At 65.4% G+C, this 11469-nt stretch carries 20 protein-coding genes; all 20 read left to right on the forward strand.

Annotation, left to right across the window (positions count from 1 at the left end; all coding sequences use genetic code 11):
- Positions 1 to 2: 2 nt before the first annotated feature.
- Complete coding sequence (locus tag JRZ79_RS19745; RefSeq protein WP_010903239.1) at positions 3 to 473, forward strand: 50S ribosomal protein L22; 471 nt, start codon at positions 3 to 5, stop codon at positions 471 to 473.
- Positions 473 to 1381, forward strand: a complete 909-nt coding sequence (locus JRZ79_RS19750) for a 30S ribosomal protein S3 (protein WP_010903240.1) — start codon at positions 473 to 475, stop codon at positions 1379 to 1381. Before JRZ79_RS19745 ends, JRZ79_RS19750 begins: the two co-directional genes overlap by 1 nt.
- Positions 1381 to 1596, forward strand: a complete 216-nt coding sequence (rpmC, locus tag JRZ79_RS19755; RefSeq protein WP_010903241.1) for a 50S ribosomal protein L29 — start codon at positions 1381 to 1383, stop codon at positions 1594 to 1596. The genes JRZ79_RS19750 and rpmC overlap by 1 nt, the downstream gene beginning before the upstream one ends.
- Before the next feature lie 8 nt (positions 1597 to 1604).
- The gene (locus tag JRZ79_RS19760) at positions 1605 to 1976 is read left to right on the forward strand and encodes a ribonuclease P protein component 1 (RefSeq protein ID WP_010903242.1); all 372 of its coding nucleotides are present in this window, start codon (positions 1605 to 1607) and stop codon (positions 1974 to 1976) included.
- Complete coding sequence (locus tag JRZ79_RS19765; RefSeq protein ID WP_010903243.1) at positions 1967 to 2296, forward strand: 30S ribosomal protein S17; 330 nt, start codon at positions 1967 to 1969, stop codon at positions 2294 to 2296. Before JRZ79_RS19760 ends, JRZ79_RS19765 begins: the two co-directional genes overlap by 10 nt.
- Positions 2296 to 2694, forward strand: coding sequence for a 50S ribosomal protein L14 (locus JRZ79_RS19770; RefSeq protein ID WP_010903244.1), 399 nt, complete (start codon positions 2296 to 2298; stop codon positions 2692 to 2694). Before JRZ79_RS19765 ends, JRZ79_RS19770 begins: the two co-directional genes overlap by 1 nt.
- Before the next feature lie 4 nt (positions 2695 to 2698).
- Positions 2699 to 3055 carry a 50S ribosomal protein L24 gene (rplX, locus tag JRZ79_RS19775; RefSeq protein WP_010903245.1) on the forward strand — a complete coding sequence of 119 codons (357 nt, stop codon included), beginning with the start codon at positions 2699 to 2701 and terminating at the stop codon, positions 3053 to 3055.
- Positions 3052 to 3753, forward strand: a complete 702-nt coding sequence (locus tag JRZ79_RS19780) for a 30S ribosomal protein S4e (RefSeq protein WP_010903246.1) — start codon at positions 3052 to 3054, stop codon at positions 3751 to 3753. The genes rplX and JRZ79_RS19780 overlap by 4 nt, the downstream gene beginning before the upstream one ends.
- On the forward strand, positions 3750 to 4277 hold the full coding sequence (locus JRZ79_RS19785) for a 50S ribosomal protein L5 (protein WP_010903247.1): 528 nt from the start codon (positions 3750 to 3752) through the stop codon (positions 4275 to 4277). Before JRZ79_RS19780 ends, JRZ79_RS19785 begins: the two co-directional genes overlap by 4 nt.
- Positions 4274 to 4432: a 30S ribosomal protein S14 gene (locus tag JRZ79_RS19790; RefSeq protein ID WP_010903248.1), complete on the forward strand. Its 159-nt coding sequence runs from the start codon at positions 4274 to 4276 to the stop codon at positions 4430 to 4432. Before JRZ79_RS19785 ends, JRZ79_RS19790 begins: the two co-directional genes overlap by 4 nt.
- 2 nt (positions 4433 to 4434) lie before the next feature.
- On the forward strand, positions 4435 to 4827 hold the full coding sequence (locus JRZ79_RS19795; RefSeq protein WP_010903249.1) for a 30S ribosomal protein S8: 393 nt from the start codon (positions 4435 to 4437) through the stop codon (positions 4825 to 4827).
- Positions 4828 to 4830: 3 nt separating this feature from the next.
- Complete coding sequence (locus JRZ79_RS19800; protein WP_010903250.1) at positions 4831 to 5367, forward strand: 50S ribosomal protein L6; 537 nt, start codon at positions 4831 to 4833, stop codon at positions 5365 to 5367.
- Positions 5368 to 5370: 3 nt separating this feature from the next.
- On the forward strand, positions 5371 to 6090 hold the full coding sequence (locus JRZ79_RS19805; protein ID WP_010903251.1) for a 50S ribosomal protein L32e: 720 nt from the start codon (positions 5371 to 5373) through the stop codon (positions 6088 to 6090).
- On the forward strand, positions 6083 to 6532 hold the full coding sequence (locus tag JRZ79_RS19810) for a 50S ribosomal protein L19e (protein WP_010903252.1): 450 nt from the start codon (positions 6083 to 6085) through the stop codon (positions 6530 to 6532). Before JRZ79_RS19805 ends, JRZ79_RS19810 begins: the two co-directional genes overlap by 8 nt.
- Entirely contained in the window at positions 6532 to 7083 is a 552-nt protein-coding gene (locus tag JRZ79_RS19815; protein WP_010903253.1) for a 50S ribosomal protein L18, read from the forward strand. The genes JRZ79_RS19810 and JRZ79_RS19815 overlap by 1 nt, the downstream gene beginning before the upstream one ends.
- Positions 7084 to 7086: 3 nt before the next feature.
- Positions 7087 to 7725, forward strand: a complete 639-nt coding sequence (locus JRZ79_RS19820; protein ID WP_010903254.1) for a 30S ribosomal protein S5 — start codon at positions 7087 to 7089, stop codon at positions 7723 to 7725.
- Entirely contained in the window at positions 7725 to 8189 is a 465-nt protein-coding gene (rpmD, locus tag JRZ79_RS19825; RefSeq protein ID WP_205250921.1) for a 50S ribosomal protein L30, read from the forward strand. The genes JRZ79_RS19820 and rpmD overlap by 1 nt, the downstream gene beginning before the upstream one ends.
- A 5-nt stretch (positions 8190 to 8194) precedes the next feature.
- Positions 8195 to 8656, forward strand: a complete 462-nt coding sequence (locus JRZ79_RS19830) for an uL15m family ribosomal protein (protein WP_010903256.1) — start codon at positions 8195 to 8197, stop codon at positions 8654 to 8656.
- Between the two features lie 3 nt (positions 8657 to 8659).
- Positions 8660 to 10135 carry a preprotein translocase subunit SecY gene (gene secY, locus JRZ79_RS19835; protein ID WP_205252050.1) on the forward strand — a complete coding sequence of 492 codons (1476 nt, stop codon included), beginning with the start codon at positions 8660 to 8662 and terminating at the stop codon, positions 10133 to 10135.
- Between the two features lie 75 nt (positions 10136 to 10210).
- Complete coding sequence (locus JRZ79_RS19840; protein WP_205252051.1) at positions 10211 to 11374, forward strand: ABC transporter substrate-binding protein; 1164 nt, start codon at positions 10211 to 10213, stop codon at positions 11372 to 11374.
- Positions 11375 to 11469: the final 95 nt, after the last annotated feature.

An 11469-nucleotide genomic window follows, 5' to 3' on the forward strand; every position in this document is an offset into this window, starting at 1 on the left:
CCATGGGAATCAGCTACAGCGTGGACGTGGACTCGGAGGCGTCGGCGAAAGCCATGCTCCGAGAGCGCTCCATCAGTCTGAAGCACAGCAAGGCCATCGCCCGCGAGATCAGCGGGGAAACGGTCGCCGACGCGAAAGAGTACCTCCAGGCGGTCATCGACGAGGAGCGATCCGTGCCGTTCAAGCAGCACAACAGCGGCGTCGGTCACCGGAACGACATCGACGGCTGGGACGCCGGGCGCTACCCGGAGAAGGCCTCGAAGGACTTCCTGAAGCTGCTGTCGAACGTATCGAACAACGCCGACCAGCAGGGGTTCGACGCCGACGAGATGGTGATCGAACACGTCGCCCCGCACAAGGTCGGTGAGAGCCAGGGCCGCAAACCCCGTGCGATGGGGCGCGCGACCACGTGGAACGCGACGCTCTGTGACGTCGAGATCGTCGTGACCGAGACCGAGGAGGTGACCGCCTGATGGCGGACGAACTCGAATTCATCGAACAAGGACTTCAGCGCAGTCAGATCGACGAGTTCTTCGCTGAGGAGCTGGCACGCGCCGGCTACGGCGGGATGGAACTCGCGCCAACGCCGATGGGCATGCAGATCGTCCTGAAGGCCGAGAAGCCCGGGATGGTCATCGGGAAAGGCGGGAAGAACATCCGGAAGATCACCACACAGCTCGAGGAGCGATTCGACCTCGAGGACCCACAGATCGACGTGCAGGAGGTCGAGGAGCCCGACCTGAACGCGCAGATCGTCGCCGACCGGCTGGCGAACGCGCTCGAACGTGGCTGGTACTTCCGGAAGGCCGGCCACACCACGATCGACCGCATCATGGAGTCCGGCGCGCTCGGCGCGGAGATCGTGCTGAGCGGGAAGGTCACCGGGAACCGCGGTCGCGTCGAGAAGTTCAACCGCGGCTACATCAAGCACAACGGCGAGCCCGCCGAGGAGATCGTCGACCACGGCAAAGGCGTTGCCGTGATGAAGCTCGGCACCATCGGCGTGAACGTGAAGATCATCCCGCCGAACGCCGAACTCCCCGACGACTTCGAGATCCAGGAGGACGCGGACATCGAAGACCTCGTCGTGGACGAGGCTGAGGCCGGCGAGGACCTCGAAGAGCTGCTTGAGGGCGAGGACGCCGACGCCGAGGACGCCGACGCCGATGCGGCGGCCGAACCGGAGTCCGAGCCCGCCGACTTCGAGGACGAGGAGGTCATCGAGACCGACGACGACGTCGAAGAGGAACTCGACGAGCTCGCCGACGCGGTCGAAGGCGAGGACGAGGACGACGAGTTCAGTGACGTCGACGACGAGGCCGCCGACACCGCCGAGGACCTCCTCGATGAGATGGACGACGAGGATGGAGGTGCCGAATAATGGCGATCCTCTACACGAGCGAGATCCGTGACATGACGCCGGCGGAGCGTGAGGCCGAACTCGAGGAGCTCCGAACCGAGCTCTTGAACTCGAAAGCCGTGAAAGCGGCCGGTGGCGCGCCGGACAATCCGGGCCGCATCAGCGAGCTGCGGAAGACCATCGCCCGCATCAAGACGGTGCAGCGAGAGGAAGGCGACCTCGCGGACGACGAATAACGACAGATATGACGACCATCACACCCGAATCGCTGCCGCGACACGAGCTGTTGGGCCTGCACGCGCGGGTCGCTGCGGACACCGATCAGTCGCGGGTGGGGATCGCCGGACGCGTCGTCGACGAGACGATGCAGACGGTGGTGCTCCGGACTGCGTCGGGTGTGGCACAAGTCCCCAAGAAGGGGGCGACATTCGAGTTCCGTCTCACAGATGAAGCTGCGGCCCCGGACAACGGGGTCGGGACCGCGTTCAAACCTGCGGGTGGCGAGACACGCCAAACCACTGGCGAGAGCGTGGCCTACGTTACGGTGGATGGAGGACGATTGCTCTCACGACCCGAGCGGCGCTCCGAAAACGGAGTTGATTCGAAATGGCGATAGGACTGAACGTAACAGAACCGGAGGGCACGTGCTCCGACGAGGACTGTCCGTTCCACGGGAATCTTTCCGTGCGCGGGCAGGTCTTGGAGGGTGAAGTGGCGTCCACAGACATGGAGAAAACCGTTGTCGTCGAACGCGAGTACGACGTGTTCGTGCCGAAGTACGACCGCTACATGAAGCGGCGGTCGCGCGTTCCGGCACACGCACCAGAGTGCTTCGACATCAGTGTCGGCGACACGGTGAGCATCGCAGAAACCCGACCGCTTTCGAAGACCAAATCCCACGTGGTCGTCGAGATCACGGACGGAGGTGACGCCTGATGGAAGCCATCAAGGCGGACATCACCCAGGGATTGGAGAAGGGCTCGCTGATCACGTGCGCCGACAACACTGGCGCACGCGAGCTCAAAATCACGAGCGTGATGGGGTATCAAGGACGAAAGAACCGCCACCCGAAGGCTGGACTGGGCGACACGATCACCGTCTCAGTCACCAAAGGGACCCCGGAGATGCGTCGGCAGGTGCTTGAGGCCGTTGTCGTGCGCCAGCGCAAGCCGATCCGACGCCCGGACGGGACTCGCGTGAAATTCGAGGACAACGCCGCGGTCATCATCGACGACCTCGGCGAGCCTCGCGGGACCGAGATCAAGGGCCCGATTTCGCGTGAGGTGGCCGAACGGTACGGGACCATCGCGAGTACCGCGACGATGATCGTATAGAACCATGAGCGAGCAACCACACAAACAGCGAACTCGCACGAAGCGCGCGTCGCTGCACGAGAAGCAAGACCAAGTGCGGGCAACGCTGTCCGAGGAGCTCCGCGAGGAGTACGGCCAGCGCAACGTCCGCGTGAACGTCGGCGACACCGTCGAGGTCATGCGTGGCGACGACGCCGGTGAGGACGGCGAAGTCACCGACGTCGACCTGCGGGACGCCGAGGTCTTCGTTGAGGGTGTCACGGTGGAGGCCGCCGACGGCGAGGAGACGCCGCGGCCGGTGGAGTCGAGTAACCTCCGCGTGACCGACCTCGATCTCGATGACGACATGCGCGTCGAGCGACTGGAAGGTGACAACGAATGACGAATCACCAGAAGCGACTTTCGGTACCGAAATCCTGGCCCGTCGAGCGGAAGACGGAGACGTTCACCGCGAAGGCCGGGGCCGGCCCGCACGGCGAATCCGGCGTGCCACTGGTCGTTGTGCTTCGGGACGTCCTGGAGTACGTCGACGACACGAGCGAGGCGCAGTACGCCATCAACACGGACGGCGTGCTCGTCAACGGCGACTCGGTCGGCGACGTCAACCGTCCGATCGGGATGTTCGACATCCTGGCGTTCCCGGACCGCGACGAGTATTACCGCGTGTTCCCCGACGAGGGCGGTCGACTCGGCCTCACGGAGATCGACGCGGACGCGGCCGGCAGCAAGCTGAACAAAGTCACTGACAAGACGACCGTGTCGGGCGGTCGCACACAGTTGAACTTCCACGACGGCTCGAACCTCGCCCTCGATGAGGACGCGTACGCGGGCGGGGACTCGGTCGTCGTCGACACCGACACCAACGAGATCGTCGCGCACTTCCAGTACGAGGAGGGCGCGCTGGTCACCGCGGTTGCCGGCCAGCACGCCGGCGATATCGGTGAGATCGCCGAGATCAACGTGCAGCCGGGCAGCGCGAGCAACACCGTCCGGGTGGACGACGAGAACGGCGGCTTCGAGACGATCGCGGAGTACGTCGTCGTCATCGACGAGAACTTCGTGGAGGAGGATGACGAATGAGCGAGACTGACAGCACTGACTTCCACGAGATGCGGGAGCCCCGCATCGAGAAGGTCGTCGTCCACATGGGCGTCGGCCAGGGTGGGGTCGAGCTCCAGAACGCCGAGACGATCCTCGAAGCGATCACCGGCCAGCAGACGGTTCGTACGAAGGCCAAAAGCCCGGAGCCCGAGTTCGGGCTGCGGCAGGGCGACCCGATCGGCGCGAAGGTCACGCTGCGCGACGACACCGCAGTGGATTTCCTGGAGCGCGCGCTGCCGGCCGCTGATCTCGACCGCCGGCAGTTCGACAACACGGGGAACGTGAGCTTCGGCATCGAAGAGCACACCGACTTCCCCAGCCAGGAGTACGACCCGAACATCGGAATCTACGGGATGGACGTGACGGTGAACCTCACGCGTCCCGGCTACCGGGTTGCGAAGCGCGACCAGGGTACGCGACAGATTCCGTCGAATCACCGACTCAACTCCGAGGACGCGGTGTCGTTCCTCGTATCCAACTTCGACGTGGAGGTCAACGAATGAGCGAGACGGACGGCGAAGCCGAAGAGACGGGTCAGACACACGAGTGCCGACGCTGTGGCCGCGAACAGGGCCTCGTCGGCAAGTACGACATCTGGCTGTGTCGACAGTGCTTCCGAGAGATCGCCCGTTCGATGGGCTTCAAGAAGTACAGCTAACAATGACGGCAAACGATCCACTGTCCGACGCACTCTCCGGCATCGATAACGCCGAGAGCGTCGGCCATCTCACACACACGGTAGCGCCCGCCTCGAACATGGTTGGCTCCGTCCTCGAGGTCTTCTACGACCGCGGGTACATCGACGGCTTCGAGTTCGTCGACAACGGGAAAGCCGGCCGATTCGAGGTCGAACTGAAAGGTGCCATCAACGAGTGCGGTCCGGTGAACCCACGCTACTCCGTGGGGGCGGACGGCTTCGAGCAGTGGGAGAAGCGATACCTCCCGGCTCGGGACTACGGCTCGCTCGTTGTGACGACCAGCCACGGCATCATGAGCCACTACGAGGCCCGCGAGGCCGGCATCGGTGGCCAGGTCATCGCGTACGTATACTGAACCATGGCACGAGTCGAAATCGAAATTCCGGATGACGTGACGGCCGAGGTCGACCACCTCGATCTCACCGTTGAAGGCCCCGAGGGGTCCGTAACACGGCGCCTCTGGTATCCTGACGTTGACGTGTCCGTCGAGGACGACGCTGTCGTCGTCGCCAGCGAGGTCGACGACGCGAAGACGGACTCGACGGTCGGGACCTTCGAGAGCCACGTGGCGAACATGTTCCACGGGGTTAGCGAGGGCTGGGAGTACAAGCTCGAAGTGCATTACTCCCACTTCCCGATGCAGGTCGACGTGGAGGGCGAGGAAGTCGTGATTCAGAACTTCCTCGGCGAGAAGGCAGCCCGTCGCACACAGATCCGTGGTGACACGGACGTGGTCGTGGACGACGAGGAGGTCACGCTCAGCGGCCCGAGTATCGAGGACGTCGGCCAGACGGCGGCCGACATCGAACAGCTAACGCGGGTCACCGACAAGGACACGCGCGTCTTCCAGGACGGCGTCTACATCGTCGAGAAGCCCGCGAAAGGAGGTGCCTGATAGATGAGCGACGAGAACGACACACCCGAAGAACTCGCCGATATCTCCGGCGTCGGGCCGTCGAAGGCCGAGGCGCTTGCGGAGGCCGGCTTCGAGTCAGTCGCGGACGTGCAGGCGGCCGACCAGAGCGAGCTCGCCGAGGCCGACGGAATCGGGAACGCGCTCGCAGCGCGCATCAAGGCCGACGTTGGTGGCCTGGAAGTCGAGGCCGACACCGACGCCGAAGTCGAGGAGGTCGGCGGCGACGACGAGGCGGACACCGACGCGGACGTGGAGACCGAGCTGCGGGCCCGCGGGCTGACCGAGAAGACCCCGGACCTCAGCGAGGACGAGCAGCGGCTGCTCCAGAAGCGGCGCAGCGTCAACACGCCGCAGTTCAACCGCCAGGACTACCACAAGAAAAAGCGCACCCCGACGTCGTGGCGGCGACCGAAGGGCACGCTGTCCAAGCAGCGCCGCGGCATCAAGGGGAAAGGCGACACCGTCGAAGCCGGGTTCCGAACGCCGACGGCGGTTCGCGGCAAACACCCCAGCGGGTTCGAGGAAGTGCGCGTGCACAACACCGACGACCTCGCGGGCGTGGACCCCGACACCGAGGCGGCGCGGATCGCCTCGAAGGTCGGTGCTCGCAAGCGCGAGCGAATCGAAGAGCACGCCGAATCACAGGGCATTCGTGTCCTGAACCCGACGTACGTCGAAGTGGAGGTCGAGGACAATGAGTGATCTGAGCGCACAGAAACGCCTCGCGGCTGACGTGCTGGACGTCGGCGAGAACCGCGTGTGGTTCGACCCTGACGCCCAGTCCGAGATCGCCGACGCGATCACGCGCGAGGACATCCGTGAGCTGGTCGCGGACGGCACCATCGACGCCGAGGACACCCAGGGCAACTCTCGGGGTCGCGCGCGAGAGCGCGACGCCAAGGAGTCCTACGGGCACAAGAAGGGCGCTGGCTCCCGGAAGGGGAAAGCCGGCGCGCGGCAGAACGAGAAGCGCGAGTACGTCGCTGGCATCCGTGCCCAGCGACAGCAGCTCCGGGAGCTGCGCGACGACGGGACGCTGTCCCCCGCGCAGTACCGCGAGATGTACAACATGGCAAACGGCGGCGAGTTCGATAGCGTTCGGCGCTTGACGAACTACGTCGAAGAGAACTACGGTGATAGCTAATGGCGACAGGACCTAGATACAAGGTGCCGATGCGGCGCCGCCGCGAGGTCCGGACGGACTACCATCAGAGGTTGCGCCTCCTGAAGTCGGGGAAACCCCGGCTTGTCGCTCGCAAGAGCAACAAGCACGTCACGGCGCAGCTGGTCACGACCGGCCCGGACGGCGACGAGACAGTTGCAAGCGCACATTCCAGTGACCTCGACGCGTACGGCTGGGCGGCTCCCACGGGGAACCTGCCGGCAGCGTACCTGACGGGGCTGCTCGCTGGACAGCGCGCGGTGGACGCGGGCGTCGAGGAGGCGGTCCTCGACATCGGCCTGAACACGGCCACCCCGGGTTCGAAGGTGTTCGCCATCCAGGAGGGCGCGATCGATGCCGGCCTGGACGTTCCGCACAACGACTCCGTGCTGGCGGACTGGAGTCGCACCCGCGGCGAGCATATCGCGGAGTACGCTGAGAGTCTCGACGAGCCGCTGTACAGCGGTGACTTCGACGCAACGGCGCTTCCCGCGCATTTCGACGAAACACGGGAAGCCATCATGGAGGACTAACACATGAGCTACAACGACACCTGGCAACCGAAGACCCGCCTCGGCGGCCTCGTGCAGGACGGGGAGGTCGAGGACATGTCGGAGGCCCTCGACACCGGGCTGCCCCTGAAGGAGCCAGAGATCGTCGACCAGCTCCTGCCGGGGTTGGACGACGAAGTGCTGGACATCAATATGGTGCAGCGGATGACCGACTCCGGTCGCCGCGTGAAGTTCCGATGCGTCGTTGCGATCGGGAACCGCGACGGCTACGTCGGCTACGCGGAGGGCCGCGACGATCAGGTCGGCGGCGCCATCCAGAAAGCGATCGAGGTAGCGAAGCTGAACATCATCGACGTCTCCCGCGGCTGTGGGTCCTGGGAGTGTGGCTGTGGGCGTCCCCACACCGTCGCACTCAAGTCCACCGGCAAGGCGGGCAGCGTCGACGTGGAGCTGATGCCGGCACCCCGCGGCCTCGGGCTCGCGGGCGGTGAAACGGTCCAGCACGTGCTCGAGCTCGCTGGCATCGACGACGTGTGGACGCGGTCCTCGGGGAAGACGCGCACGACGGTGAACTTCGCGAAGGCGACGTTCAACGCGCTGCGTGAGACCTCCGAAGCGCGTGTGCCACAGCACGCACGCGAGGAACGCGAGGTGATCGAGTGATGCAGGCACTCGTTCAGGTTCGCGGTCCGGTAGACATGAGCCGCGACATCCAGGACACCCTGGAGATGCTGAACATCCACAGCGTGAACCACTGCGCGCTGGTCCCCGAGACCGACACGTACTCGGGGATGGTTGCGAAGGTGAACGACTACGTGGCGTTCGGCGAGCCGAGCGAGGCCGTGCTGGCGGACCTCATCGAGAGTCGCGGCGAGCCCGCCAGCGGGGCGGGCGACGTCGACGACGCGTGGGTCGCCGAGCACACCGAGTACGACGATGTCGCCGACCTGGCGGGCGCGCTGCTCGCCGAGGAGACGACGCTTTCGGACGCCGGCCTCGCGCCGGTGATTCGGCTGCATCCGCCACGGGGCGGCCACGACGGCATCAAGACGCCCGCCAGCGACGGTGGGCAACTCGGGAAACACACGACCGAGGAGATCGATCACCTCCTCACCGACATGCGATAGAAACCATGACCGACAAGAAACGACGACAACGCGGCTCCCGCACGCACGGCGGCGGTACGCACAAGAACCGCCGCGGCGCCGGTAACCGTGGCGGCCGTGGCCGCGCGGGCCGCAAGAAACACGAGCAACACAACTACGAGGACGTCGGCAAGAGCGGGTTCAAACGACCGGAGAAAACCGACCGCGACGTGGCGGTGCTCTCCGTGCAGGAACTCGACGAAGACATCCCCGTACTCAGCGAGTCCGGCGTCGCCGAAGAAACCGAGTTCGGCTACCGTGTCGACGCACGGGACGTCGTTGACGACGGCTGGGACGCCGACGTGGTGAAGGTGCTCGGTGGCGGCCAGCTCTACGAGCAGCTCGAAGTGACCGCGGACGCGTTCAGCGACGCGGCCGTCGAACTCATCGAAGGCGAGGGCGGCGACGCCGTCGTCTCCGAGCGCGCAAGCGAGGACGACGAGGAGTAACCCATGGGCTGGAAGGAGGCTGCTGCACCGGTTCTCACGCGGATGCCCGCGGTCGAACGCCCGGAGGGACACGTGCCGTTCCGGCGGAAGATGTACTGGACAGGCGGCGTGCTTGTGCTGTATTTCTTCCTGACGAACGTTCCCCTGTGGGGAATCCAGACTGCCGGCAACGACTTCTTCGGACAGTTCCGGAGCCTGCTCGCTGGCGGTCAGGGTACCGTACTCCAGCTCGGCATTGGGCCCATCGTCACGGCGAGTATCGTGTTGCAGTTGCTTGGCGGCGCGAACCTGCTTGGCCTGGACACGGACAACGATCCCCGTGACCAGGCGATCTATCAGGGCCTCCAGAAGTTCCTCGTGGGCGTGATGGTCGTCCTGACAGGGGCACCGATGGTGTTCCTGGGGAACTTCCTGCAGCCGAGCCAGCAGCTCGCGCAGTCGATGCCGGGCGGCGCGTTCGGCGTCGAAGTCCTGATATTCGCCCAGATCGCGGCCGGCGGCATCCTCCTCCTGTTCATGGACGAGGTGATCTCGAAGTGGGGCGTCGGCTCCGGGATCGGGCTGTTCATCGTTGCCGGTGTGAGCCAGAGCCTCGTCGGCGGGCTGGTCTTCTGGGAAGGCGGTGTTGGAAGCCAGGGGCTGCTCCCGACGTGGTTCGACATCATCGTCGGCAACGTCTCGAACATGCCGCCGCTGCTGTCCGGCGGCGGGATCGAGTTCCTGTTGATGCAGGCGGGCATCCTGGGACTGCTAACGACGTTGTTCATCTACGTCGTGGTCGTGTACGCCGAGAGCGTGCGCGTCGAGATCCCGCTGAGCCACGCGCGTGTGAAGGGCGCGCGTGGTCGCTTCCCGGTGAAGCTCATTTACGCCAGCGTCCTGCCGATGATCCTGGTGCGCGCGTTGCAGGCGAACATCCAGTTCCTCGGCCAGATCCTGAACTCGACGTTGGCGTCGATGCCGACGTGGCTGGGCGTCTATGGCGGGAACGGCCAAGTAACGGGTGGGCTGTTCTACTACCTCGCGCCCATCTACAGTCCGAGCGCGTGGATGTGGTGGACGAGCGGCGCGACCGCCGAGCCGTGGCAGGTCCTGATCCGGATCGCGATCGACCTGTCGTTCATGATCGTCGGCGGCGCCATCTTCGCGATCTTCTGGGTCGAGACCGCGGACATGGGGCCGGACGCGACCGCCCGCCAGATCCAGAACTCGGGGATGCAGATCCCGGGGTTCCGGAAGAACCAGGGCGTCATCGAGAAGGTGATGGAGCGGTACATTCCGCAGGTCACCGTGATCGGTGGGGCGCTTGTCGGGCTGCTCGCCGTGATGGCGAACATGCTCGGGACGATCGGAAACGTCTCCGGAACCGGGCTGCTGCTGACGATCTCGATCACCTACAAGCTCTACGAGGAGATCGCCGAAGAGCAGATGATGGAGATGCATCCGATGATGCGCGAGATGTTCGGCGGCGGCGATTAACGCCGTTTCACGACCCGTTTTTCTGCGGCGGCGTTGGATCCGAACGCTTATCCATTTTTAGGCTAGCCTAAACCCATGGCCGGGGAAGCAACCAGACGCCGCTGCTTGGGGCACGTCGCGGCTGGAGCCGCACTTCTGGCCGGCTGCACCAGCCACAGCGACACCAGCACGTCAACCGAACCGCCCGCGAGCCACCACGCGGCAGTGGCTCCGGTCGGGGATCTCACCCTCACTGGGGTGCCCGACCGCGCGTTCGTGGTGTTCCCACAGTACGCCGACATGGCCGTGGCGCTCGGCCACGGCGATGCCGTCAACGCCATCTACGTCCCCGAGATGAGCGGCCCCACGATGAACGCCTACTACGACCGGCTTGACGGCGTTGACTTCGACTACGGTGGGCTTCCCGATCCGCTCACCGACGGCTTCACGCCCGAGGAGTGTTACGCCCTCGACAGCGACGTGCATTTCGTCGACCCGGCGTACGTCAGCACACAGGACGCCTGGGACGCGCGCGACATCGAAACCATTGCGTCCGACGTCGGCCCCTGGTTCGGGAACTTCTACAGCGGGACGCGTGCCGACCCACCACAGGGCTACCGGGACGGATACGACTACTACACGCTGTGGGAGTTGTTCGGGCGGGTCGCGGACGTGTTCCAGGAGCGCGCCAGGTTCGAGGCGTTACGTCGCGTCCACGAGACGCTCGTGGCGACCATCGCCGACCGCCTCCCGCCGAAGCGGGACCGGCCGACGGCCGTGCGTGTGACCTACGACGAGGGGTCGTTTTACACCTACCACCTCAACGAGCCGGGGTATTGGCTGGCGGACACCCGGCCGCTGGGCGCGCGGGACGCGTTCGCCGACGCGGACTGGGCGAGCCTCTGGGGGACCGTCGGCTACGAGACGATGCTGGACGCCGATCCGGACGTGATCCTGCATCTCTGGGGGGCGACGCCGAACTACGAGATGGACGCCGTCCGCAGCCGCCTCCGGGGTGACGCGGTCGGCGGGCGGCTGTCCGCCGTAGCGAACGACCGCGTGTACGCGTCGGGCATGCGGTATCAGGGCCCGATCATGAACCTCTTCCAACTGGAGATGACCGCCAAACAGCTGTATCCGGATGTCTTCGGTGCGTGGCCGGGGTTCGAGGACGGCGGATCGTATCCCGTGCTGCCGGCGTCCGAGCGGCTGTTCGACCGCAGCCGGGTCGCCGCCATCGTCACCGGAGACGCCCAGTAGCCGGGCGTGGGTCCCGCGCGAACGATCACCAAGATTCGACACCGACTTCATGTCGGCCCCCAACTGGCCCGCCATGGCAAACGGGTGCGAGGCGT

This window comes from Halobacterium sp. BOL4-2 (genome assembly GCF_016917835.2).
Classification (GTDB): domain Archaea; phylum Halobacteriota; class Halobacteria; order Halobacteriales; family Halobacteriaceae; genus Halobacterium; species Halobacterium salinarum.

Coding starts and splice junctions, on each gene's coding strand:
- secY (WP_205252050.1), top strand. CDS start 8,660: ATGGGCTGGAAGGAGGCTGCTGCACCGGTTCTCACGCGGATGCCCGCG.
- JRZ79_RS19815 (WP_010903253.1), top strand. CDS start 6,532: ATGGCGACAGGACCTAGATACAAGGTGCCGATGCGGCGCCGCCGCGAG.
- JRZ79_RS19805 (WP_010903251.1), top strand. CDS start 5,371: ATGAGCGACGAGAACGACACACCCGAAGAACTCGCCGATATCTCCGGC.
- JRZ79_RS19770 (WP_010903244.1), top strand. CDS start 2,296: ATGGAAGCCATCAAGGCGGACATCACCCAGGGATTGGAGAAGGGCTCG.
- JRZ79_RS19765 (WP_010903243.1), top strand. CDS start 1,967: ATGGCGATAGGACTGAACGTAACAGAACCGGAGGGCACGTGCTCCGAC.
- JRZ79_RS19830 (WP_010903256.1), top strand. CDS start 8,195: ATGACCGACAAGAAACGACGACAACGCGGCTCCCGCACGCACGGCGGC.
- JRZ79_RS19795 (WP_010903249.1), top strand. CDS start 4,435: ATGACGGCAAACGATCCACTGTCCGACGCACTCTCCGGCATCGATAAC.
- rplX (WP_010903245.1), top strand. CDS start 2,699: ATGAGCGAGCAACCACACAAACAGCGAACTCGCACGAAGCGCGCGTCG.
- JRZ79_RS19745 (WP_010903239.1), top strand. CDS start 3: ATGGGAATCAGCTACAGCGTGGACGTGGACTCGGAGGCGTCGGCGAAA.
- JRZ79_RS19820 (WP_010903254.1), top strand. CDS start 7,087: ATGAGCTACAACGACACCTGGCAACCGAAGACCCGCCTCGGCGGCCTC.
- rpmC (WP_010903241.1), top strand. CDS start 1,381: ATGGCGATCCTCTACACGAGCGAGATCCGTGACATGACGCCGGCGGAG.
- JRZ79_RS19810 (WP_010903252.1), top strand. CDS start 6,083: ATGAGTGATCTGAGCGCACAGAAACGCCTCGCGGCTGACGTGCTGGAC.
- JRZ79_RS19750 (WP_010903240.1), top strand. CDS start 473: ATGGCGGACGAACTCGAATTCATCGAACAAGGACTTCAGCGCAGTCAG.
- JRZ79_RS19790 (WP_010903248.1), top strand. CDS start 4,274: ATGAGCGAGACGGACGGCGAAGCCGAAGAGACGGGTCAGACACACGAG.
- rpmD (WP_205250921.1), top strand. CDS start 7,725: ATGCAGGCACTCGTTCAGGTTCGCGGTCCGGTAGACATGAGCCGCGAC.
- JRZ79_RS19800 (WP_010903250.1), top strand. CDS start 4,831: ATGGCACGAGTCGAAATCGAAATTCCGGATGACGTGACGGCCGAGGTC.
- JRZ79_RS19760 (WP_010903242.1), top strand. CDS start 1,605: ATGACGACCATCACACCCGAATCGCTGCCGCGACACGAGCTGTTGGGC.
- JRZ79_RS19785 (WP_010903247.1), top strand. CDS start 3,750: ATGAGCGAGACTGACAGCACTGACTTCCACGAGATGCGGGAGCCCCGC.
- JRZ79_RS19780 (WP_010903246.1), top strand. CDS start 3,052: ATGACGAATCACCAGAAGCGACTTTCGGTACCGAAATCCTGGCCCGTC.
- JRZ79_RS19840 (WP_205252051.1), top strand. CDS start 10,211: ATGGCCGGGGAAGCAACCAGACGCCGCTGCTTGGGGCACGTCGCGGCT.